We start from the raw sequence: 24,960 nt of genomic DNA, 5'->3' as shown, positions 1-24,960 counted from the left end.
ACTGCTTCCAGTGATTAACAATGAAATCTATTATTGATCAATATATTCTATGCCAAAACTATTAGAAATTTATGCAGACGAGGCTTGGACTCAACAGGACCCGCTATATCGATATCATTGCTTTTTTGGTGGAATAATGGCGCCTCCAGAAACCATGGTTGATTTAGAGAATGGAATTAGAAAATTAAAGAAAGAGTATAAATTTAGGAAAGAAATAAAGTGGACTCGAACATCTCCACAAACTGAAACTTTTTTTATAGAGCTGATCGGTCTGTTTAAGAGGTTTATGTTAGCTGAGAGTACTAATCTAAAGTATCGGCAATTATTTCTTGATAGATCAATCTCTTATAGAGGAGAGCCAGAAACTACTCTCAAATCTCAATATAAGGTGTATTACCAATTTATAAAACATAGCTTTGGATTGCTATATGCAGATATACCTATTCATCTAATAATTAATCTTGATACTCACTCTAGTCATATGCATAAAGCAAGATTAATAGAGTTTGCAGACCAATTACCAAGAATTTTAAGAAAAGAAAAATCTCTTAAATTGGATATAAGGTTTGTTGATAGTACTCAATCTTTAGCATTACAGTTGTGCGATCTGTTGATGGGCGCTTCTGGGTATTATGGTAATAATTTGTATAACTTAAGAAAAGAGAATCAAAAGAGAATCTCCAAAAATCAATCAGCTAAAAAACGAATAGGAAAAGAGGTTTACGATACTCTTCGGATTATAAATAACAGAACAAGAGGTAAAAAAGCTTTTAATTGGTTTGAGACAACAGGGATTGATGGGGATAAAGCCAATCACTTCAAGCATAAGTTACGTATTTGGAAATTTGAGGCACATGAATCAATCGATAGGCCTGAATGGAGTGATAAAAACTTTCCAGGCATAAAAGCCCCTAGAGTTATCTATCCTAAGAAATGACAAAGGACATCTAATTAGATGTCCTTAAAATAGTATCGACGGCGTGTCATTGCCATAATGTTAATACTAGCTCTTATTGCTAAGAGTCTTAAAAGCCCCTTACGGGTTCATATATAATATTATATGATTTAAGCCAACTTGCAACTTTTTCCTTCGCTTCCTGAAAGCGAGTCTCATCTAATTTATTCATTACATTAATCTTACCTTTAGCGTTATATGTTTTTATTAGACTTAACCGCTCAATGGAAACTACAGTTATATAATTGCATTTGATATACGATGATTTAGCACTATCTAGATCGGTTGGTGTCGGACATTCAACTTGAAATTCAGCCTGATTTCCGAAACTTTTTTTACTACTTATAGGTAAGACAGTAACCAACTTTGGATTATAACGATCTTTAAATAAAACGAGTACAGGTCGCTTTTTATTAAACTCAGGGACCTTATTTCCTGAAAAATCGCATATTAAAATACTGCCTTTTTTAGGTTGATATCTTAATCCTTTAGCCATCCCGGTCCTCTAAGCAAGTTTATAAACGAATAACTTTATCTCTTATAATGGTATGTTGATACACTTTATCTATTTAATTCTATTGAAGATATTAGAAATATAACAGAGCATAAGTGTAGATCATTGTTAGGTAAATTGTATTTTTGTATTCGGTTCCATAAGAGGGTTTTTGGGGCTGCGGGAGCCAACCATTTCGTTCTTTTCACTTGTGCATGCCCGCCTATTGGCATCTTCGATGCCAACTGCCGGCTCGTGGTTTTTGTGAACTTGGCAACTCGATCAACATCGGTTTAATAATCCTTATTTGATATATCTAATTGAATATAAGTAAGTTATATTGTGCTTTTGTTACCGTCGAAAGTGCTACCTTGAATAATAGAAGAGGCGTTTATGAACTTTATCCCTCAGTTGGTGCAATTTAAAGTACAGCAGGAAGAGAGCCTTGTTTGGAAATTATTACGAGCCGATAATGCACCCTATATTTTAGCTTTTATAAGCGCGCTTTTTTCGGAGGATAAGGAGATTCCTTATACGCAAGCCCGTTTAAAGTTAGATCACTATATTAAAGAAGGGCTACAGCAAAATTTTTGGAATGCGGGCGAACAGAGTGCTAGCGATTATTTACGAGCCTGGATCTATGAAGGTTGGTTGAGAGAATCGAATGATCATCTACTCACTACAGATGCGAGTGAAATTGCGCTTCGTTTTGTCTATTCACTACAAGAACGACGCTTAGGAACAACAGCCTCCCATTTTCGAATTGTGCAAGAGGCTGTACGGGACTTGACTATTACTTTGACGCAAAATGTAAAGGAACGTATTGCGTTGTTGCAAGCGGAGCAAATTGCATTACAGCGAGAAATAGATGATTTACAGCAATATGGTATTGTGCCATTAAAATCAGAAGAGAAGCGTGAAAAAATCTTAGAAGTCTTCTATTTAGCATCCCAATTAACGGATGATTTTCGCAAAATAGAGGAGGAGATTCGCCAATTAGATCAATCCATTCGGATGAAGATGATTGAACAAAATCGGACTAAAGGGGAGATTTTGACACAAATTTTAGAGGCTGAAGAGACACTATTTAATAAAACAGAAGCGGGCAGTTCTTTTGAGAGTTTTTATAAGTTGCTTTGCGATGCTCATCACTTTAATGAATTTCGATTACAACTACGCCATTTAGTAAAAAGTGAGCTAGGGCAATATCTTAAACCGACACAACAAAAATATCTCTATTCATTAGCACAAGTATTAAGTCGCGAAGGAGAGAGGGTCCGGTCGATTCGACGTAAAACGACAGAGAGTTTAAGAACTTTTATTGAACATGATCTCTATGAGGATAATCAAGCAGTTGCAAAGCTAATAATGCGATTAGAGCGGCGATTGTTGCAATTAAAGAGTGAGGGAGTCGATGTTCGAAACCATCTATTACCGCTCTCACTTCCTACCGGTATCCCCGTTATTACAAGCCCGATGTCGATGCGCCTGCGTACCCCTGATGAGGAGATAGAAGTGGGTAATATCGTAACTCAAAAGAATAGCCGTACGGTCAGTGCTACCATACTCAATTATCTAGAAACAGTGAACATTCTTGAGCTTGCGCAGAAAGTGAAGTCGCTATTAATAGAACGAAATACGGCATTAAGCATTGGTCAAATTTTAGAAGACTTACCACCCCGCTTTGGTTTAGAAGAGGTGGTTGCACATATTAGAATAGCAAGGCGTATTGGTGCTCCACAACTACCTTTACAAGAATCTATCAGGGTAGCCGATCAATATGGGGATTTTGTTTTAAAGCTTCCTAAAATTGTATTAAGTGCCACACAATTTCCCGATGACTTTAATGAATGGATGGTTTAGTAATGACAATTGAAGAGCAAGATTTTTTTAGAGAGCTATTGGCAGATAAAGAATCTAGAAAGCGCAATGATCAGGAATTAGATGAAGGATCGGATGAAGGATCGGATGAAGGATCGGATGAAGTTGCATTAGATAAAGAGGTCTCATTTGAGGCTACAGCTGATAGACAATCATCCCAATGGGAGGATGCAGATGGTTTAGAGACAGCTGAACATGACCTTCAATCAATGTTGCTCCCCTCAGAAGTTCGTCGTGCATTGGTCTATTTAATGCGTAATGGCGCCGTGTTTGATCAAGATAAACCCCATATTTATAAGATGTTGACCCAATATGAGCGGGAAATACGACAGCATTTAGCAAATTTTTGTCTACAGGTTATTCATGATTCTCAACAGAAGTATCTTTTCCTTGCGGATTATGAAGGGGATACTGAAGAGGAAGCCTTCCCCTCTTTGATTAGTAAAAGAACATTATCCCTCTATGACACGCTTATTCTGCTCATTTTACGCAAACACTATCAGGAGCGAGATCGCGCTGGAGAAGCTGTGATTATGATCGATTTTGAGAAGATTTTAGATGAACTACAACCCTTTATTGGTCTCATCTCTAATGAAAATCTTGAACGTAAAAAAATCTCAGCGCGGTTAGAGGAGTTTACAAAACGTCGATTATTGCAAAAGGCAAGTGGTACGGATGAGCGCTATCAAATTACCCCCATTATCTGTTATGTGGTCAATAGTCATTTTTTGACAGAATTATTATCTGCTTATGAAGCAATTGCTCAGCAAACGGATCAACAGCCTGAAGAATTAGAAGTTGTAGATGCCAAAGATGTAAGAAACTCAGATAAAAATCCTATAACTTTGGTGCAGAGTACTTTTGATATACCAGAAGATGCAGAAAGTGAAGAGGTTCCAATAGATAAAGCCCTGTTTAAAGAGGATTGATAGAGATGACAAATTATGATCTTTTAGGAAACTCTCAAGTATTACTGACTGAATTATCCGTTTGTAATTGGGGATCTTTTACAGGGATACATACTGCACATATCAATTCCGGAGGAACGTTAATTACCGGCGATAATGGTGCTGGAAAGTCCACCTTAATTGATGGATTGATGGCACTTTTAGTTGCGCCAGGTAAAGCGGCATTTAATATTGCCGCCGCGCAAGGGGATCGTACCGATCGCTCGCTTTTGACCTATATGCGTGGAAGTTTTGGGGCAGATCACGATGGGAGTACAACGAAGACTAAAAATAAACGAAATCGTGGGGTTATCTCAGGCTTACGAGCACTCTATCGTTTTACAGATGGCGCTGAAATTACAATGGCAGCGCTCTTTTGGACTTCAAGTAGCAGCAATGATATGAGTGATGTTAAAAGGCTCTATATCGTAGCTCGGCAAAATATTACGTTAGAAGAGATATTAGCCGAATTTGAGAATGAGAATATCCGCAGATTAAAACAATACTTAAAAAATCATCCTGCAGTTTTATATGCTGATAATAAGTTTGGGGATTATCAAAATATCTATCGAAGCTGCTTACATATGGATAATCAAAATGCGCCGGGATTACTTTCTCGAGCATTAGGCTTGAAGAAGGTCGATGATTTGACAACCTTGATTAGAGATCTTGTATTAGAGCCGATTAATCTTCGAGAATCTGGTCAAAAGATCGTTGAGGATTTTGAGAATTTAAAAGCTCTATATGACACGATTGTGGATATTGAAGCACAAATTAAGCACCTTAATCCATTAGTTGAATATGATCAGCGGTTCCAAACTGGAAAAGTACGAAAAGAGGAATTGTTAGAATCTCTTACGATACTACCTATCGCATATGCTAAAACCCAAGTAAGCATTTTGCAGGCAGATATCGCCCAATTAATGGCTGAAGAGAAGGAGGCAGAAAGTGCTTTACGGGCATGTATCGATCAGTTAGATCAACAACGTTCAGCACTAGAATCACTCAACTTGAAATATCATCAAGCAGGTGGAGGGCAACTTTCAACGCTTAAGCAGCAGCTAACGCAGACAAATATGACCTTCAAAACGCAGCAAACTCAGGCCGCACATTATCAAAAATGGTGTCAGAGCTTAGGGATTGATGATACTTTAACGCGCTCTCAATTTGAGCTTCATCAAGCAAAATCGGTGGAGATGCTTGATCATATATCGCTAATGATTGAAGCGTTACAAGAGGCTGTTACGGAGGTTGCGATTGAGCTACAAAATCATCAGCAATCGGCCGAAAGATTACAGGAAGAAATTACTCAGTTAGCGGCATCCCCTGATTCTAATATTGATAGTCGATATCAGTCAATGCGTAGAGAGTTAGTATCGGCATTATCTCTTTCGGTTGAGGATTATCCTTTCATTGGAGAGCTGATCGATGTTAAAAAAGAAGAGAAAGAGTGGCAAGGCGCTATTGAGCGTGCATTAGGTGGGCTTCGTACAACACTTTTGATTCCTGAAAGAAACTATCAGCAGATTACCGCCTGGTTAAATCAACATCATTTAGGGCTACATGTTCGAGTACAAGTAGTGCGTGAAGCTGATGATCAAATGAGTGAATTCAATCAACAAGGATTCTTAGCGAAGTTGATCTGGAAACAACATGCTTATCGAGGTTGGTTACAACAATTTTTACAGCGTTTTGATTTAACATGTGTCGATTCGGTCGAGCATTTAAATGTGACAGTTAACTCAATGACACAACAGGGATTAATTCAGCGACAAAAAGGAAGATTTGAGAAGCAAGATCAGCAAAAGGTGATGGATCAACGCTATTGGAATATCGGGTTTAATAATAAGATAAAGTTGATGCTTTTAAAGAAGACGCTCGATGAACAGATCACCTGCATAAAAGCTACAGAAGAGGAGAAGCAATCCCGGCAAAAAGCATTAAGAGAGGCACAAAATAACCATACTATTTGGCAAAAACTCTCGGAGATTCTCTGGGAGCAGATCGATATGGCTAAATCTCAAGCAGAGATAGCACATCTAACCTCATTAATTGCAGAGTTAGAAAATGAGAAAGGAGGTCTTGCAAGTATTCAGCACAACATTGATAACGTGAAAAAAGAGATTCAAACGTTAGAGCAGCGTCGGGAGTCATTGATCCGAAAAGGTGGGGAATTAGCGCAACAAAAGAGTGAGAAACAGCGGCAATATCAGGGGTATCAGCAAGATGCCACAATGGAGATGAGCAAGGATGGATTACAATTATTGACTCCCTATATCGAGCGATATTCCTTACAAGATAATGTTGCTTTTAAGCAGATAAAATCAGAGATTGAGCAACATTTAACGAAGATTAATGATCTGATTTATAACACGAGCCGTAAGGTTGAGGGGATTATCACGAGCTTTATGGTGAAAGATCAATGGCGTTCTTTTTCATTAGAGTGGCCGGTGGGATTAGAGGCGCTTTCTAATGCTTTAATATATTTAGAGGCATTAGAAAAAGAGGGATTACCTGCACATAAACTACGTTTTAAGGAGCGATTGAATCAACATACAACGCAATCCTTAGCGGATTTTAATAATATGATGCGAGGCTCATTAGAGGAGATTGAAGATCGCATTCAGGTGATTAATCGAGTGCTAGCAAAAACTGAATTTCGGGAGGGGAGTTTTCTACGGTTAGGATATAAACGGGAGCGAATCGCCACATTACAAATATTTCAACAAAAATTAGATAGCGCCCTACACCTCATGCTAACGGAGAGAGAAGATGGTCATGAAGCCCGTTTTGTCGCACTTAATGAAGTTATTGTGATTTTAGATCGTGCTTGTAATATTGCGCCTAATACGCAAGAGAGTATTAAATTGCTAGATACCCGTTATCAGCTCTCCTTTTATGCATCAGAAATTGATCGTGAGAGTGGTGAAGAACGTGATGTGTGGGAATCTTCAAGTGGTAAATCAGGGGGTGAAAAAGAGGCATTTGCGGGTACAATCGTCGCGGCAAGTTTAGCTTATGTATTAACGCCAGAAGGAAGTGAGTTTCCTGTATATAGTACGGTGTTTCTTGATGAAGCGTTCTCTAATACTGCAGAAACGGTAAGTCGCCGAGTTTTGAAGGTATTTAAAGCATTACAATTGCATATTAACCTGATCACACCTTATAAAAATATTACGATTGCGCGAGAGTCTGCAAGTTCACTCTTAATTGTTGAGCGGGATAATGATCAACATGAGAGTCGTATTTTAGAATTAACTTGGGAAGAGTTAGATGCGCAGCGACAACAATTATTACAAAAGCGGGTAAATGATGAGATGGTGGGTCATTAGAGATGCTCCACGAGAAAAGCGCATTGTCGCATCTATTATCTAATAGAGTTATCAATCGAGCTATCAATAGAATTATCAAATAGAGTAGGTATTGTGTATGCAAAAGACACGATCGTGGGGTGTTTTACCTGAAACATTAATTAAGCGATTATGGCAACGAGAGTGGCAAAATAAGGGCCGCTTGAAATCGAGGTTGTTAGATTCGGAGTTTACCCTTATTGAAGTGGGCTTAAAGCCGCCGACAGAACAGATTATTTTACAGGATGTGTCGGCATTTCAGGCATTTGTCGAGGCGTGGCGGGAATGGGATGGAAAGATTGAAGTTATTCGAAAAACGTTTCATTATCCTCGCATTGGAAAACAATCCATTCCTATTAAAATCCGTATCTCTTCTCTTTTAGAGTTAGCGACTTTTCTAGGTGAGGAGGCGCTACAATTATGGAAAGATTGGCGTACTACGATCGATCGATTTCTCTATGAGTTAACTCCGATAGATCAAATGCCTTCTTGTGCTCTTGTTAGTGCTATTGTCAACTCAATAGATGCACTCACAGCGCTTTCTCCTTTAGATCGAGGGAGAATATTAACGTTATTACCACAATTATCTTATCGAATGGGAAAAGGTTGTTATCTTCGAGCGCTCAATGTGGTCGGTATTGATACCAAATTTATTGAAAATAATGAGATCTTAGTGGTAGCGCTACTAGCTGGGATCTATCCTTCAGAATCGTTAGATCTTAAGTCTACAACTGAAATCTCTAAAGAAGTGATTGGAGATATTACAAAAATAGGGCTCTATCAGTGGTTAGATGTGAAGCAGACGCCTAAAGATTGGCTATTAATACGCTTGCTCTGCCCACAATTACAAGCGCAGTACCAAGGTTTAGATCTCTTAAGATTACCGGCGGCAGTATTAAGGAGGCAAGCCTTTGAGGTGGATCATATTCTAATTATTGAAAATGAACAGGCTGCATTTAGTCTCCCTAATTGGGATGATCTATTAATTATTGCCGGCACGGGGAAAAATCTCAACTGGTTAAGTGCGCGATGGTTACAAGGTAAGAGAGTTGCTTATTGGGGAGATATTGATCTTGATGGTTTAAGTATGCTCAGTCAGGCTCGGTCGCTCTTTCCCGAGATTACTCCTTTGATGATGGATGTATCGATTATTAACCGATATCGTAATTATATGGTGCCGGGAAGTCAGCAGTTGATCTATGATCCTCCTTTTTTAACTCCTGAAGAGGGGGTGCTGTTTCAACAATTGCGCACCAATTATTATGGCGCTTCTCGTTTAGAACAGGAGCGCATCTCTCAAGATGAGATTATCGCTACAATTCATGACTGGATAAATGAAAAGAGTAGTCTGTAGTAATCTCCGGCAACTCAACAGCTCTCTTTGTTTCAATTAATTTCAGTTAATCATACTTATGATTCTTAAGAGAGGCTGTTGAAGGGCGGGAGCCAACCATTTCGTTCTTTTCATTCATGCATGCCCGCCTATTGGCATCTTTGATGCCAATAGGCGTGTGGGTTCTGGAAGCGCACGATAGTGAGGACCGGCAGCGTTCAACCTCTTTTGTTTCAATTTTGGGTGACAAATTTTAGGCAAAAAAAAGCCGAGCTCTTAAAGACTCGGCAAAATAACCACCAAAGGAGGATATGGAGGAGAACGTCTGATTGCTCAAACGTCACGCATATAGTAGTGCTTTTTTTAAAGGTTGTCAAATAATATCTTAAGCAAAAGATAAAAAATTTAGAAATATTTTCAAATTAGCGGTTTTTGTGAAAAAAGTAGCCATTTTTGCGGGAATATCGATGTAAAAAGCGATAAGTGAGCAGAAGTAGGAAGAGGAAACGTTTTCAAAGAGAGATCTTGAGATATGAAAAAAAGGCTCTAATTGATTAATATTTAATCATTATTAGAGCCTTTTTAGACTGAGTACATTGATCAATCAGTCAACCAATCAATCGGGAAAATTACATGCCGGCAATAACGGTATTGAATCCGCCATCAACAAAAGTGATCTCGCCTGTTACACCTGATGCAAGATCAGAAGAGAGGAATGCGGCAACATTACCCACTTCTTCAATGGTGACACAACGACCGATCGGCGCTGCTGCTTCAAATGCTGAGAGCATGCTCTTAAAGTCAGCAATTCCTGATGCTGCTAAAGTGCGGATCGGTCCTGCTGAGATCCCATTAACACGAATACCATCTTTACCCAATGCTAATGCCATGTAGCGAACATTTGCTTCAAGTGATGCTTTGGCTAAGCCCATCACATTGTAGTTTTGTACTGAACGCTCACTTGCAAGGTAGGTTAATGTTAAGAGTGAAGCATTTTCACGAAGGTAAGGGCGTGCAGCTTTTGCTAATGCGGCAAAGCTATAAGAGGAGATATCGTGAGCAATTTGGAAGTTCTCTCTTGTTACGGTATCGAGATAGTTACCATCGAGCGACTCTCTAGGTGCAAAGCCTACAGAGTGGATCACAATATCAAAGCCATCACTCCAAACATCTTTGAGTGATGTCATCAATGCTTCAATCTCACTATCACTTGCCACATCACATGGGAGGACGATGTCAGAGTCGAGCTCTGCCGCCATCTTTCTAACACGATCTTCTAAACGCTCACCATGAAAGCTAAATGCAAGCTCTGCACCTTGCTCACGCATCGCTTTTGCAATTCCCCAAGCGATTGAACGATTCGAGGCGAGACCGACGATTAATGCACGTTTACCTTTTAAAAAACCCATATTAAATCCTTTCTGCTTCTGTTTGATTATTGTTGCTGATCGATAGCGTATCGAAGCGCATCAAAGAATCAAAACGATATAAAAATAGTATGAAAATAGTATAAAACACCATAAAAAAGCGTGTAAAGATCTGCCACTTTGCGACAGATTAAATAGCACCATATTACCACGAATCTTTGTAGGGGCATTGTGCTATTTCTCCCAAATTCTAGGAAGAATCACTACGATTATTACATTTAAGAGCGCTTTACTCTCAATAGTTAGGGCGCTATGAGTGTGATTTATCCATATTTTAGTATTGAGTATTGAGTATTAGTTTATTTTTTGGGAGAAGGTTAGGGGGCGGATCGATGGTTTCAGTGATCTATACGAGAGCCTTAAGTGCACTGCATGCGCCGGAGGTACGTGTTGAGGTTCATATTAGCAATGGCTTGCCGGCATTAACGATTGTGGGGATGCCGGAGACAGCGGTCAAAGAGAGTAAGGATCGGGTCGTTGCCGCTATTGTCAATTCTGGTTTTGAGTTCCCTAATCGTAAAATTACTATCAATCTCTCTCCGGCGGATCTTCCTAAAGAGGGTGGGCGTTACGATCTGCCTATTGCTCTAGGGGTCTTAGAGGCATCAGGACAGTTACAAAATTCGCCTAAAGCGTATGAATTTGTCGGTGAGTTGGCGCTTACTGGAGAGTTGCGACCTATCACAGGATTACTGCCCACAGCCATTCAGGTGATGAAGCGGGAGGGACGCTTAATTGTCCCTTATGATGGAGCTGAAGAGATCGGTTTTCTTGGGTATCAACACTTTTTGATGGCGAAAAATCTCCGTGAAGTGGTGGATTTTATCGATGGGAGAGTCAAATTAGCAGAGCCACCTGTTCTACAGATTCAATCTGATACGCCCATTCCCGATTTTTCAGAGGTTAAAGGACAGTTTTTTGCCAAACGTGCATTAGAGATCGCCGCAGCCGGTGGACATAATGTTCTTTTGATCGGCCCACCGGGTACGGGAAAGACTATGCTCGCCTCCCGTTTTGCCGGCATTTTACCAAAGATGACGCGAGAGGAGGCGATCGAAAGCGCGATGATCGCCTCTATTAGTCGGCAGGGGTTTAGAGCGGAGCAATTTGGTGTTCGTCCATATCGAACACCCCATCACACCTCTTCATCTGTTGCCTTAGTGGGGGGCGGAACTTATCCAAAGCCGGGGGAGATCTCCCTTGCACATCACGGCATTCTCTTTCTCGATGAGTTGCCAGAGTTTAATCGCACGGTGTTAGAAGTATTGCGAGAGCCTCTTGAATCGGGGATGATCCATATCTCAAGAGCGATGCAACAGGTGGAATTCCCCGCCAAATTTCAATTGATCTCAGCGATGAACCCTTGTCCTTGTGGTTATTTAGGAGATCCTGATCATGAGTGTAGCTGTAGTGATTATGCGATTGCTCGCTATAAGGGGCGAATATCAGGGCCGATGTTAGATCGGATCGATCTTCATGTAGAAGTGCCTCGTATCTCCACAGAAGAGCTCCAAAGTAGTAAGAGAGGGGAACCCTCCTCAGAGATCAGAAAACGGGTTGAGGTTGCAAGAGCGGCACAATTAGCGCGACGTGAGAAGATCAATGCTGATCTTACCGTCAGTGAGATTGAGTCTGACTGTCCCCTTGGAGAAGGCGAGTTGAAATTATTGGAGATGGCGCAAAAACGGCTCAATTTCTCCCCACGGAGTTATCACCGTATTTTACGAGTAGCGCGAACAATTGCCGATCTTGAGGAGAGCGAAAAGATCAGTAGCCGGCATTTAACGGAGAGTCTCGCTTTTCGAGCGCTTGATCGCGGTTATCAAAAGAGCCCTTAGCTATAGATTATCCGTATTAATTTCTCGCTCTTTAAGAGATCCCTTTCGCTTGTGGGGCAAAGGAGGATATACTAGAGGGCTATTGAGCTCTATTTTAGTAAATTTTGGTGAGTATTGATGGGTGGTAAGATAAATACTATCGATCAGCACTTCACGCAGTAGATAACCGATCAGATCAAGCGATCGAAGGAGATTTAAGTTGAGTCAGTCACTTGTAGCGCCTACACAATCTATCGAAGAGGTGGTAGGGAAGATTGTTAATGGCTTTCAGTTTTTAGATGATTGGACCGCCCGTTATGAATATCTTATCGATTTAGGGCGCGCAATGCCTCCCTTTCCCGATGATCAGCGTATTGAAGAGAATCGCCTCTATGGTTGCCAAGCACAGGTTTGGTTGCTCTCTCAATATCATGAAGGGCGTCTCTATTTTCAAGCTACGAGTGATTCTGCTATTGTTTCGGGGCTTTTAGCGTTGCTTCTTCGTGTCTATTCAGGGCGTACGCCGCAGGAGATCATCGATCATCCCCCAGAGTTTATCCGTGAAATTGAGTTAGAGCAGCATCTTTCGCTCTATCGTGCCAATGGTTTAGCGCAGATGATGAAGAAGATTCGTCTGATCGCTGAGCAGACCTTAATCGAAGAGGAGCATGGCGCCCTTTAAGGTGTCAAGAGGGGCAAAATGCGCTATCCATTTGAGATAACAAAGAAGGGAGTTGGTACTCCCCACAATCTTCCTGCAAAGCTCTTGGCACAATTGGAAGAGAGTGATCGAGAAGAGAATCGATTTATCTGGGATGGTAAAGCCTTTTTTTGGCGCGATTTAGCGGCCGGCGATCTTAAAATCGACTTCTTTTCCAAGAAGATGCGCTACCGTATGCAACATCTCAATAAAGCGCAAGAACCGCTTCTTCGTGCCTTAGGGTGGAAGAGCAATGAGCGTAAAAATGTACTTGATCTTACGGCGGGATTAGGGCGAGATTCTGCGCTTCTCTTCTTTGCCGGCTTTAATGTCACGATGTTTGAGCGCAATCCTGTTTTACAGATTCTTCTAAAAGTGGCACTTCAAGCGGTACCGATGGCACAATTTACGCAGCAATGGTACTTAAGAGAGCAAGATGCGATCGATTATCTAACGCACTATTCTCATCAGCAAGCGGGTGTTATTCAGAGTGAAATCGTAGATGAGATCGAGCAGATTGAGCTCATCTATCTCGATCCGATGTATCCTGAGCGGAAGAAATCAGCCTTAGTGAAAAAAGAGCTTCGTATTATCCGTGAACTGGTAGGAGATGATCCCGATAGTGAAGCGCTTCTAGACGCAGCGCTAGAGAGTGGCGCTGAACGAGTGGTTGTGAAGAGGCCGAAAGGTGCTCCTTTTGTGGGGGAGAAAAGGCCTAATCACTCCGTTGAGTCGCCGAATACTCGTTTTGATGTCTATCTTCGCTCGACGAAAAGTATGTAGGTTCAAAATCGATCGGAATGGGGTATCTAATCAATATCGATGTGTAGCGCTAAGTGATCACATCAGGTTATCAAGTAGGAGTTAAAAAGAGAGAGATGAGTCGCGAAATTACCGATTTAGTAGCAGTGAATGAAGATTCTACCTTGAAAGCCGCAAGTCGCGGTGCAAGACGAATTCCGATTTATGATATTCCCATTGTTAAAGCGGAATTAGAGCGAGCGGATGAAGTTTTAGGGTTGCGTAATTTAGAGCCGGCAGTGAGTCTCTTCGGTTCTGCACGATTAACGAAAGATGATCGGAGCTACCAATTAGCTTTTGAAATTGCTAAAGCGCTCTCAGAGCGGGGCGTTTCTATTATCACCGGCGGTGGACCCGGCGTTATGGAAGCAGGAAATAGGGGTTGTCAGGCAGGGAAGTTAGGAACTTCAATCGGTCTTAATATTAAGCTACCTCGTGAACAGTCGCCGAATATCTACCAAGATCTCTCGCTCCATTTTGATCATTTTTTAACGCGTAAGACGGTATTTTTGGCCTACTCGGAGGCTTTTATCTGTGTGCCAGGTGGATTTGGAACACTCGATGAGTTGATGGAAGCTTTAACCTTGATGCAGACTAAAAAGATGATCGAAAAACCGATCATTTTAGTAGATCGACAATTTTGGCAGCCACTTCTCGATTGGTTTGGAAATGAGCTTCTCTCTCAAGAGATGATTATCGCGAAAGATCTCGATCGCGTGACGCTAGTCGATAGTGTGGAAGAGGTTTTAGCGGCCTTAGCGCCCATCTATAAAGAGCTCTCTTCGGAGGAAGCGAAGAAAAATCTTTATTCTTAAGAAAATTCGTGGAGGGGCGGGAAGCGACCATTTCATTCTTTTCGCCGGTGCATGCCCGCGGGTCGGCATCTTTGATACCAACTGCCGGCGCGTAGTTTATAGAAGTAAGTGATAGTAAGAACCGGCAGCGTTCAGCCTTTTTATTTCAAGAAAATAGTCAGCGATGGAGAATCGCCATTTGCCGGCATGCAACTTGTAGATGTATGCAGTAGTGATCTCCGGCAACTCAACAGCTCTTTTTATTTCAATTAATTTCAATTAATCATTCTTAAGAAGGTCTGTGGAGTTGCGGGAAGCGACCATTTCATTCTTTTTACCAGTGCATGTCCGCGGGTCGGTATCCTTGATACCAACTGCCGGCGCGTAGTTTATGGAAGCACGTGATAGTAAGATCCGGCACCGTTCAGCTTTTTTATTTCAAGAAAATAGTCAGCGATGGAGAATCGCCATTTGCCGGCATGCAACTTGTAGATGTATGCAGTAGTGATCTCCGGCAACTCAACAGCTCTTTTTATTTCAATTAATTTCAATTAATCATTCTTAAGAAGGTCTGTGGAGTTGCGGGAAGCGACCATTTCATTCTTTTTACCAGTGCATGTCCGCGGGTCGGCATCCTTGATGCCAACTGCCGGCGCGTCGTTTATAGAAGTAAGTGATAGTAAGAACCGGCACCGTTCAGCTTTTTTATTTCAAGAAAATAGTCAGCGATGGAGAATCGCCATTTGCCGGCATACAACTTATGGAAGTATGCAGTAGTAATCTCCGGCAGCGTTCAGCTTTTTATTTCAAGAAAATAGTCAGCGATGGAGAATCGCCATTTGCCGGCATGCAACTTGTAGAAGTATGCAGTAGTAATCTCCGGCAATTCATCAGCCTTATTCGATCAATAAATCAATCATCTAAAACCAATAATTTAAAACTAATAATTTAAAGTTCAACAAAAAAGCGTAATAAAAAAATGCCACCATTGATACTCTATGGTGGCATTTTGATATCTATAGATCTTTATGACAAGTTACAAATGAGCGTAACTTTGCTTCATTCTGCTTTCTAATTAGTTTGCTTTATGAAGAATCTGTTGTACTAAGAGTTGAATCTTCTCTTGTGGAATGTGTAAGTTAGGTGCCATTGGAATAGGACCCCAAACACCTGAACCACCGTTGGTGACTTTCTCAACAAGATAGGTTTCAGCACCATCATCATCTTTATACTTTTCGTATACTTCATCGTAGCTTGGGCCAATTAATTTGCTATCTTGACGATGGCAAGCAAAGCAACCTGAAGCTGTTGCAAGCTCAGGATCAACCTGTGCAAAAGTTGGAACTGAAAGTGCTGCGAATGAAGCGGCAATAAGAAGAATTTTTTTCATATGAATTTCCTTTTAATTGAATGATTCATCACTGAAGTCTATTGTGACTCTGCTAGTAACTATTGTGATCGAATGCTTCTGCTCGGAGCGGATCCACAATAGATGTCGCCATAAATCACATCCATATAACTTCTATTCTACCAGAATCATCCACTATTCTACCGTTAAATGGGAGTATTTACTCTATATTTTTGTATATCAATTTTCAACTGATTGGGCAGATGATCGGGATCATCTGCACTTTAAGAAGTTTTAAGCAGTTTTAAGAAGCTTTTAAAAACTTTTAAAATTTATTTTTTAGTATCCCCTTTTTTCGGAATCTCCCAATTTTCCACATGAATCGCCTCTAAGCGATTACGAACTAAGGTATGATCTTTAACATCTTTAGGAACAATAGAACCCGCGGCTGTTGCTGCATGATTACCAATTTTAACGGGCGCTACTAAGGAGCTATTTGAACCGATAAAGGCATGATCACCAATAATGGTCTGATGCTTGTTTGCTCCATCGTAGTTACAGGTAATGACGCCGGCACCAATATTACTCTCCTTGCCGATCGTAGCATCCCCTAAATAAGCAAGATGAGAGGCTTTTGCCCCATCAGCAAGGGTGCTATTTTTAGTTTCGACAAAGTTACCAATGCGGGTATTATCCCCTAATTTACTATTCTCTCGAATGCGTGCAAAAGGACCGATAGAGGCATTCGCACCGATTGATGCATTCTCAATAACAGAGTAAGGATGAATAATGGTGTTATCACCAATAACGACATTTTTTAAGACGCTACCAGTACGGATTACAACATTTTTACCTAAAATGACTTTACCTTCTAAAATCACATTCGCTTCGATATGGCAATCGAGGTCATTCTGAACGCGTCCACGAATCGTTAAAGAGTCGGGATGATCGATCGTAATACCATTGAGCATGAGTTGTTTTGCCATCTCTTGCTGATAGTAGCGCTCAAGATTAGCCAATTGAATACGATCGTTAACGCCCTGGATCACTGCCGGATCTTCCTCGATGGTATGGATCGTGATTCCATTTTGGACTGCGAGTTTTGCAACATCGGTGAGATAGTACTCATTTTGTTGATTATCATTATCGATCTGTGGAAGCGCCTCTTTTAAGAAGTTTTGGCAGATGGCGAAGATACCGGTATTGATCTCTTTGATCTCTTTTTCGGTCTCATTGGCATCTTTCTCTTCAATAATCGCAATCATATGATGATTATGGTCACGAATAATACGGCCATAACCGGTAGGATTTTCAACAGAAGAGATCAACCAGTTGAGGCGCGTATTTTCGGCATTCTTGACGAGCTCTTCCAATGTTTCTGCACGGATCAATGGTGTATCACCATAGAGGACGAGGACGGTAGAGTCTTCAATGGTGTAGGGCAGTGCGTACTTCATCGCATCTCCGGTACCTTCAAAGGTCTCTTGTTTTGCCCAAGTGATATCTTCATGGTGGGTAAAGGCCGCTTGTAGCTCTTCTCCACGGTGACCATAAACAACAATTAAACGATCGGGATTGAGCTTTCTTGCACTCTCTAAAACATGTTCAAGCATCGGCTTGCCTCCAATTTTATGGAGAGGCTTGGGGAGTGCTGATTTCATTCTAGAACCTAAACCTGCCGCTAGAATGACGATGGAAAGCTTTTTCATATCCTAAATTCCTTTTCTTTTGATAGCTCTTATTGATCAATAAGATTGTTCAAATAATACAATGATATATCTTAGATATATGGTAAATGATATTGCATCTCTCGGCTCTACAGACTTTTTTCGACTCAACAAAAAGGTTTAATTGAGTCTATCGACCATGATGCCGACCCGATATCGATCTCCCCATTTTAATCTTTTACGCTGATCACTTCAGGAAATTTTCGGCAAAGCGGGATAAGATCAATCTTTACCGGGGATCTCTGTTATTAATTGAAACAAAAAGAGCTGATGAGCTGCCGGATCTCACTATCGCGCTCTTCCACAGACTATGCGCCGGCAGTTGGCATCGAGGATGCCGAATGGCGGGCATGCACCGGTAAAAAGAACAAAATGGTGAGTTCCCGCCTCTCCATAAACCGTCTTAAGAACAATTCATCAAAATAGCAAAGGCTGAACGCTGCCGGATCTCACTATCGCGCTCTTCCAAAAATCGCGTGCCGTTAAGGGATGATCTTCTTGCTATTAGCTGAGAAGATCGATTAGGCGGCTGATGGCATTGATGCGAAGTTCTGGGCTCTCAAGGGGTAACTTGTAACGTAGGGCCTCTTGTCCTTGAAGTTGATAAAATTGGGGTTGCTCCTGAATTAGGCTGATTAATTTTGGCGTATTGATACGCGGTTGTTCTCCAAAGATCATTCGTACCCCTTGGGCATTCGCTTCGATCTTCTTTAAGTTGAGCGGTTTTGCTCTTAACTTAAGTTCTGCGATTTTGAAGAGTCGTTTTGTCGCATCAGGAAGAAGGCCAAAACGGTCGATCATTTCGATCTGAATCTGATCGAGCGCATCGATACTTTTTGCACTAGCGATCCGTTTGTAGTAGGAGAGACGGATCGCAACATCAAAGATAAAGTCCTCTTGAATCAATGCCGGCGCACCGATGGTGATCTCTAATCCTTTGTTGAAGGGATCTGCAACATCGAGTTTTCCACCCCGTTTAATCATCTCTGCCGCTTCACTTAAGAGCTCCATATAGAGAGAGAAACCGATCGCATTGATCTCACCACTTTGCTGATCTCCTAAGAGCTCTCCGGCACCTCGTATCTCTAAATCATGATTGGCTAACATAAAGCCGGCACCTAAAGTATCGGTCGTGGCAATCGCTTCAATCCGTTTTTTCGCATCACTTGTCATTGCTGCCGACTCCGGCACGATGAGATAACAGAAAGCACGATGATGAGAGCGCCCAACACGACCTCGAATCTGATGAAGTTGCGCAAGTCCAAGATGATCTGCACGATTGATAATCACCGTATTGGCATTAGGAACATCGATCCCCGATTCAATAATGGTGGTACAGAGAAGGATATTGATACGATGATGATAGAAATCGAGCATCACTTTTTCCAACTCATTCTCATGCATCTGCCCATGCGCCATACCGATAGAGATATTGGGCATTAGCGCGGTAAGTCGCTCGGCAACGAGCTCAATACTTTTCACTTCATTGTGGAGGAAATAGACCTGTCCGCCCCGTTTAAATTCACGCATACAGGCTTCAACAATCAATTCATCACTCCACTCATTGACAAAGGTCTGTACCGCGATACGATTTTCGGGAGGTGTTGCAATAATGGAGAGCGCTTTAAGCCCTGTTAAGCCCATATTGAGTGTGCGAGGAATGGGTGTTGCAGTCATCGCCATAAAGTTCACCTCTGCTCTTAAAGCACGAAGGCGCTCTTTCTGTTTGACCCCAAATCGATGCTCTTCATCGATAATCACTAAACCTAAATTGTGAAAAAGGGTATCTTCTGAGAGCAGGCGATGGGTGCCGATAATAATATCGATCTCCCCTTTTTCTAAGCTAGCTAAGATCTCGCGAGTCTCACGACTCTTGCGGAAACGGGAGAGCGCGGCAATCTTAATGGGCCAATCGGCAAAACGATCCTCAAAGGCGGTGGCGTGTTGCTCAGCAAGAAGGGTTGTAGGGGCTAATATTGCGACCTGATAACCATTCATTGCTGCCATAAATGCGGCACGCATTGCCACTTCTGTCTTTCCAAAACCCACATCACCACAGACAATACGATCCATTTTTCCCGCTTCAAGATCACTTAAAACGGCATCGATCGCTCGCTGCTGATCGGGCGTCGTCTTATAGGGGAAGCTCTCGGCAAAGGCAGGATACTCTTCCGGCAGTGTCATCCCCTTACCCGATTGCGCCTCTCGGCGAGCATAGATATCGAGGAGCTCAGCAGCAGTATCATTCGCCTTTTCCGCCGCTTTTCTTCGAGCCTTATCCCATTGATCAGAGCCTAACTTATGTAGCGGTGCGCTACTCTTCTCGCTACCTGAATATTTAGAGAGGAGATCGAGCGAGGTGACGGGAACATAGAGCTTGGCATTATCTCTATATTGAATCACCACAAGTTCGGTATCATCGATAATATCCATGCCGGCATAACGACCAATCCCATGATTGATATGGATAATGGGATCACCGATCTCTAATGTGTCGAGATTCGTTAACATCGCCTCAATATCGGCCACTTTCCCTTTTGCACGATACTCACGGGGTTTAACGCCGAGAAACTCCGCCTCTGTCACCATGCGGAAAGGGGGTGTTTCATTAGAGAAACCTTGACTGAGAACGCCCGTTAAGAGCATGAGGGGTGCCGGTTTACTAAATGCCGCTTGTAGGGAGGGTGCCATTACCGGTGTGATCTCTTCATTAGCTAAACGATTGAGAAGATTTTCACGGCGACCGGAGGTTTCTGCGCAGAGAAAGAGGGGGCTTTTCCCCGAATCTGCTTGTGTCTTTAATGCTTTAAGATCGATCGAAGGTTGAAACTGCGTGGTAAAGCGAAGATCGACCTGTGGATAGTGACTAATGAGGCTCTCCGCCCCTTTAGGGGTGAGATAGAGGCGCGTTGGGGGAAGAATCGGTTTGAGATGATCGTGGCGATAGCGTTCAAATCGAGTCTCGATCAGCTCTTGAAAGCGAAGAGCTTCTTGCTCGACATGAGGATAGAGAATGAGCGAAGTCGTCGTTGGGAGATAGTCGAAAAAGGTGGCGCTATTATCAAAGAAGAGGGGCATATAGTTTTCAATGCCGGAGGGGAGATTCCCCTTGATTGTCTCTTGATAGATATGAGATTTGCCTAAAATAGCAGGATCATCGGTAAAGGTAGATTGGTATTTTTGGGCAAAGGTCTCCAAACCTTTGGGGCTCATATCGAGCTCTCGTGTTGGTAGAAGCGATAATTTCTCAAAGGTCTCAATAGTATCGCCACTTTCTGGATCGAAGGTGCGAATTGAATCGATCTCATTGTCGAAAAAATCGATTCGGAGCGGCGATTTCTCCCCCATTGGAAAGAGATCGAAGAGCGAGCCACGTGCAGAGAACTCCCCCGGAGAGAGAACATTGGAGACAGCGAGATAGCCCGCCGCTTCTAAGTTAAGACGAAACTGTTCGCGATCGATAATATCGCCTCGTTGAAAGAGGAGAACATTTGCATCGAAGAATTCGCGAGGGGGAAGGCGCTCAAGGAGTGTGGGGATCGTGATAATCACAATCTTGCGATTGCCGGACTTCAGATGGAAGAGAAGGGAGAGCCGCTCGGAGATGATATCGATCTGAGGAGAGAAGGGATCGTAAGGGAGTGTTTCAGTATCGGGAAAAATCGCCGCTTCACCCCCAAAAAAGGTGCAATCTTGCGCAAGATTTTCTGCTTTGCGCATATCATTAACAATAACCACCAAGGTTTGATCGCTACTCTTTGCTGAGTTGACCAGGTTGAGAGCAAAATGAGCGGGGTTTTCAATCTCCCACTCAATAGTACGTTTCTGCACGGGGATAGAGCGAGAGGGGAGGGCAATTTTTTTCATAACTTAAGCGCGCTTTTTGTTAGATTGTTTCTCTTTTTTAGGAAGTTGAATAATCTCAGTGCCGGAGAGCTTATCATGCCAGGCGAGGCGAGTTGGGGAGACAAAGACCCATAAAAAGCCTAAGCCCAGTGGAATCCAGCTAATGATCGCGGTAAGCAGGCGAAGAATAGCTCGTTGAGCTGTAATAGGACGACCATCGATCTGTTGAATACGTAGACGCCATGCGCGCATGCCGGTTGTATGGGCATCCCTTAACCAGAAGAAGAGAAAGTAGATAAAGGGGAGCAGCGCAAAGAGTGTTCGTTGAAGGGGAAAGAGGGGATGACCTGCTTCAATAGCATTGCCGCCATTAAAGGGCAAGAAGATCACAGCAATCACCATCTCTAAGGCAAAGATCGCGAGAATATCGTATAGCAGAGCGCCGAGTCGGCGGTGGAGTAGGGCACGGGGATAGGTTGTCATCTACAACTCCTCATAGATTGATCGATTGAGAGATCGAAGTCTTAGTAGGCGACTTTAAAACAAGATCATCTCGAGAGACTTTTAAATCATGGATTAAAAAATGGTTACTATTTTAACATGCCTATTGCAGAATTGCGGAGGGGATTTCGCCGTTGCATTTTTATCAGTGAGGAGGAGTAATATGAAGGAAGAGATGATAAGGGAGAGGATGATGAAGGAGGAGCGAGTGAGATCGGAAGAAGCGCGAAACCTGAAGATTTTACAATTAGTGGATCAGATTGATCAGCAATCGATCTTTGCTGATTTTGCCGCTTTAAAAGCATTAACCGATTCTGATCAGCCCTATACGCGCCGTGCATTTACCGATCAGTATCTAGCTGGTAGAGCATGGCTCGTTGAACGATTAAGTGCATTAGGTTTAACGCCTTACTATGATGCCATTGGCAATCTTCGGGTGCGTTTAGAGGGGGAGCGAGCGGAGACGATCTACTTTGGCTCCCACACAGATACGGTACCGGGTGGAGGGCTCTATGATGGTATCTTAGGGGTGATTGCCGGGATCTCAGTGCTGCAAAGCATCATCACTTCCGGAGAAAAACCGCAATATTCTCTAGAACTAATCGATTTTTTAGCAGAGGAGAGTAGTGATTGGGGGCTCTCTTGTATCGGCAGTAGAGGTTTAGCCGGCGTATTGAGCGAGCAAGATTTAGCACGAAAAAATCCCTACACCGATGAAATGTTAGCAGATGCTATTGTCAAAATGGGGGGAGAAGCGCCCTTCCAGAGTGATCTTCTTTCACCAAAGTCGGGAAATTGTTTTGTTGAACTCCATATTGAGCAGGGACCTCTCTTAGAAGCATTGGATCGGGAAGTGGGAATTGTCTCCGGTATTGTGGGAATCGATCGTGTGGAGATTAATATTAGCGGTAAGCAGAATCACTCCGGTACAACCCCGATGACCTTAAGAGAAGATGCCCTTGTGGGAGCATCGGCATTGATCACGAAGATTTATCAATTAGCGATTGAGATGGCGGCAGAGGCTGCGCTTGAACAAGGTTATTTTGTAGCAACCTGTGGCAGGCTCATTACTACGCCCAATGCGATCAATGTTGTGCCGGGAGCTGCGCAATTGGTAGTGGATATCCGTTTTTCTAGGACGCAATATCGGGATCGTTTTTTAGAGGCGTTAAAGGAGCAGCAGAGTCACATTGAGAAGCAGTATCAGCTCTCAAGTAAGTTGATGCGACTCTCTACTACAGAACCTGTTCTTTTCGATAGAGCTCTTCAGGCGCAGGCAACCTCTTGGGCCGAGCGGCTGGGATATCGATCTCATTCGCTCTTAAGTGGTGCCGGACATGATGCCGCTTTTATGGCGATGTTGATGCCAACGGTAATGCTCTTTATCCCATCGGTCGATGGATTGAGCCATCATGCTCAAGAGTTGAGTCATGAGGCAGATATTATTCGGGGAATCTCCCTCTTTTCTGCGTTGATATTAGATTTAGCGCTCTAAATTTGAAGATGATTTCAATATCTCGCTATCTCTACTAAGATTTCTAACCTCACGATTTTAGGAAGCGTTTCTATCTTCCTTCATCTTCCTCCCATCCTCCTTTCATCTTTCTTCATTATGGGGTATATAGGAAGAAGAGAAGGGCGAAATAGGCGCCCTTTAGGGGGATCTGAGCGAAAGCGCTCGATCAATTTTAGTTAAAGGGATGAGAAGAAGAGTGGAGTGATATCGATGAATGAAGGTGAGCGAAGAGGCGTTTCAACAGATATTCAAAAGGGAAACATTCAAGAGGAAGATTCGCAAGCGCATTGTGTTAAAAGGCATCGTGCTCAAGCGATTTTGCAAGAGATCGAAGGCTGGCAAGAGGAGGCGAGAGCGATCCGTCACGCTTTCCATCAGTACCCAGAGTTGGGATTTGAAGAGTCAGCGACAAGCGCGAAAGTGGTCGAGCTCTTAACAGCTTATGGTGTTGATAAGATCGATCTCTCCTTTGCAAAGACGGCAGTAATTGCTACTATTGCCGGCCGTTATGGGGGACCGATGATTGGTCTTCGAGCAGATATGGATGCATTGCCGATAGTAGAGCAGAATCAATTTACCTATCGCTCTGAATATCTCGGCATTATGCATGCATGCGGTCATGATGGTCACACCACGATGTTATTGATGGCGGCAAAATATCTTGCTAAATATCGAAATTTTGCCGGTACGGCGATCTTGATCTTTCAACCTGCGGAGGAGGGAAGAGGAGGTGCCGAGCAGTTAGTTGTTAAAGAGAATTTTTTAGCGCGTTACCCTTTAGATGCGATCTATGCGATGCATAACTGGCCCACATTGCCGGCGGGAACTTTTGCCATTAAACCAGGTTCGATTATGGCAAGTTCAGATCGAATCTTTATCACTATAAAAGGACAGAGTGGTCATGCCGGGCTTCCGCAGTTGACACAAGATCCCCTTCTTGTGGCAACTCATATTTACCAAGGTATTCAGGGGTTAGTTGCAAGAACTGTCGATCCTCTCTCACCTCTGGTGGTGGCGATTACCCAAATTCATGGTGGAGAGACGACCAATGCGATTGCTGGCAGTGCCGAGATGGCAGGAACGATCCGCACTCATGATGAAAGATTGCGCCATAAGATCATTGCACAATTGCATCTCTTAGTAGAGAGTATGGGGCGCGCTTTTGGGATGGAGGCAACAATGCGTTTAGGGCCGATTAGCCATCCCGTTACAGTGAGTAGTGAGTTAGAGGCGGCTAGAGCGATCAGTGTCGCAACGGAGCTTGTAGGTGCAGATCAGGTCAAACTCGATATTGAGCAGCAGATGACAAGTGAAGATTTTGCCTTCTATCTTGAGCGGGTGCCGGGCTGTTACCTCTTTATCGGTAATGGCACGGTAGCAACAGAAGCGGGCGCATCGATTGGTCTGCATCATAGTCATTACGATTTTAATGATGATATTACCCCTTTAGGGGCCAGTTTTTTGGTAGGTTTAGTTGAGTCCTATCTTCCATCGAAATGATGTTAGATAAGGAATAGATGAAGT

17 protein-coding genes are annotated in these 24,960 nt (G+C 42.7%); 11 read left to right on the top strand and 6 right to left on the bottom strand.

The window, feature by feature from the left end; all coding sequences use genetic code 11:
* Window positions 1-49 precede the first annotated feature (49 nt).
* On the top strand, window positions 50-937 hold the full coding sequence (locus B9T19_RS04765; RefSeq protein WP_143436855.1) for a DUF3800 domain-containing protein: 888 nt from the start codon (window positions 50-52) through the stop codon (window positions 935-937).
* Window positions 938-1,025: 88 nt separating this feature from the next.
* Here B9T19_RS04765 and B9T19_RS04760 read toward each other — a convergent pair whose 3' ends face one another.
* A complete protein-coding gene (locus B9T19_RS04760) occupies window positions 1,026-1,451 on the bottom strand; it encodes a type II toxin-antitoxin system PemK/MazF family toxin (protein WP_094567466.1) in 426 nt (141 codons plus the stop codon).
* A gap of 390 nt (window positions 1,452-1,841) precedes the next feature.
* On the opposite strand from B9T19_RS04760, the gene B9T19_RS04755 reads away from it, so the two are divergent.
* The 4 genes from B9T19_RS04755 (at window position 1,842) to B9T19_RS04740 (ending at window position 8,980) form a co-directional block, all read left to right on the top strand.
* Window positions 1,842-3,311 carry a DUF3375 domain-containing protein gene (locus B9T19_RS04755; RefSeq protein WP_094567465.1) on the top strand — a complete coding sequence of 490 codons (1,470 nt, stop codon included), beginning with the start codon at window positions 1,842-1,844 and terminating at the stop codon, window positions 3,309-3,311.
* Window positions 3,312-3,313: 2 nt separating this feature from the next.
* Window positions 3,314-4,258 (top strand): DUF4194 domain-containing protein, encoded by a 945-nt coding sequence (locus B9T19_RS04750; protein WP_158214352.1) that lies wholly within the window; start codon window positions 3,314-3,316, stop codon window positions 4,256-4,258.
* A gap of 5 nt (window positions 4,259-4,263) precedes the next feature.
* Complete coding sequence (locus tag B9T19_RS04745) at window positions 4,264-7,608, top strand: ATP-binding protein (protein ID WP_094567463.1); 3,345 nt, start codon at window positions 4,264-4,266, stop codon at window positions 7,606-7,608.
* A 97-nt stretch (window positions 7,609-7,705) separates the two neighbouring features.
* On the top strand, window positions 7,706-8,980 hold the full coding sequence (locus B9T19_RS04740) for a Wadjet anti-phage system protein JetD domain-containing protein (protein ID WP_094567462.1): 1,275 nt from the start codon (window positions 7,706-7,708) through the stop codon (window positions 8,978-8,980).
* Window positions 8,981-9,588: 608 nt separating this feature from the next.
* Here B9T19_RS04740 and B9T19_RS04735 read toward each other — a convergent pair.
* On the bottom strand, window positions 9,589-10,368 hold the full coding sequence (locus tag B9T19_RS04735) for an enoyl-ACP reductase (protein WP_094567461.1): 780 nt from the start codon (window positions 10,366-10,368) through the stop codon (window positions 9,589-9,591).
* Between the two features lie 350 nt (window positions 10,369-10,718).
* On the opposite strand from B9T19_RS04735, the gene B9T19_RS04730 reads away from it, so the two are divergent.
* From B9T19_RS04730 to B9T19_RS04715, 4 genes are all read left to right on the top strand, one after another.
* Entirely contained in the window at window positions 10,719-12,224 is a 1,506-nt protein-coding gene (locus tag B9T19_RS04730; protein ID WP_094567460.1) for a YifB family Mg chelatase-like AAA ATPase, read from the top strand.
* A gap of 199 nt (window positions 12,225-12,423) precedes the next feature.
* Window positions 12,424-12,885 (top strand): SufE family protein, encoded by a 462-nt coding sequence (locus B9T19_RS04725; protein ID WP_198959046.1) that lies wholly within the window; start codon window positions 12,424-12,426, stop codon window positions 12,883-12,885.
* A gap of 18 nt (window positions 12,886-12,903) precedes the next feature.
* Window positions 12,904-13,686 (top strand): class I SAM-dependent methyltransferase, encoded by a 783-nt coding sequence (locus B9T19_RS04720; RefSeq protein WP_094567458.1) that lies wholly within the window; start codon window positions 12,904-12,906, stop codon window positions 13,684-13,686.
* Between the two features lie 95 nt (window positions 13,687-13,781).
* Complete coding sequence (locus B9T19_RS04715; protein ID WP_094567457.1) at window positions 13,782-14,519, top strand: TIGR00730 family Rossman fold protein; 738 nt, start codon at window positions 13,782-13,784, stop codon at window positions 14,517-14,519.
* A gap of 1,054 nt (window positions 14,520-15,573) precedes the next feature.
* Here the strand turns inward: B9T19_RS04715 and B9T19_RS04710 are convergent.
* The 4 genes from B9T19_RS04710 to B9T19_RS04695 form a co-directional block, all read right to left on the bottom strand.
* Complete coding sequence (locus B9T19_RS04710; RefSeq protein WP_094567456.1) at window positions 15,574-15,888, bottom strand: cytochrome C-551; 315 nt, start codon at window positions 15,886-15,888, stop codon at window positions 15,574-15,576.
* A 290-nt stretch (window positions 15,889-16,178) separates the two neighbouring features.
* The gene (gene glmU, locus B9T19_RS04705) at window positions 16,179-17,555 is read right to left on the bottom strand and encodes a bifunctional UDP-N-acetylglucosamine diphosphorylase/glucosamine-1-phosphate N-acetyltransferase GlmU (RefSeq protein ID WP_094567455.1); all 1,377 of its coding nucleotides are present in this window, start codon (window positions 17,553-17,555) and stop codon (window positions 16,179-16,181) included.
* 522 nt (window positions 17,556-18,077) lie between these two features.
* On the bottom strand, window positions 18,078-21,440 hold the full coding sequence (gene mfd / locus B9T19_RS04700) for a transcription-repair coupling factor (protein WP_094567454.1): 3,363 nt from the start codon (window positions 21,438-21,440) through the stop codon (window positions 18,078-18,080).
* A 3-nt stretch (window positions 21,441-21,443) separates the two neighbouring features.
* Window positions 21,444-21,902 (bottom strand): RDD family protein, encoded by a 459-nt coding sequence (locus B9T19_RS04695; RefSeq protein WP_094567453.1) that lies wholly within the window; start codon window positions 21,900-21,902, stop codon window positions 21,444-21,446.
* Between the two features lie 181 nt (window positions 21,903-22,083).
* Here B9T19_RS04695 and B9T19_RS04690 point away from each other — a divergent pair, with 181 nt between their 5' ends.
* Together B9T19_RS04690 and B9T19_RS04685 are read left to right on the top strand one after the other, a co-directional pair.
* Window positions 22,084-23,415 carry a hydantoinase/carbamoylase family amidase gene (locus B9T19_RS04690; protein WP_158214351.1) on the top strand — a complete coding sequence of 444 codons (1,332 nt, stop codon included), beginning with the start codon at window positions 22,084-22,086 and terminating at the stop codon, window positions 23,413-23,415.
* A gap of 231 nt (window positions 23,416-23,646) precedes the next feature.
* Window positions 23,647-24,936 carry an amidohydrolase gene (locus tag B9T19_RS04685; RefSeq protein WP_094567451.1) on the top strand — a complete coding sequence of 430 codons (1,290 nt, stop codon included), beginning with the start codon at window positions 23,647-23,649 and terminating at the stop codon, window positions 24,934-24,936.
* Window positions 24,937-24,960 lie beyond the last annotated feature (24 nt).

It is taken from the genome of Ignatzschineria sp. F8392 (assembly GCF_002252045.1).
Taxonomy (GTDB): domain Bacteria; phylum Pseudomonadota; class Gammaproteobacteria; order Cardiobacteriales; family Wohlfahrtiimonadaceae; genus Ignatzschineria.
This window is presented reverse-complemented; position numbering and strand designations above follow the sequence as displayed.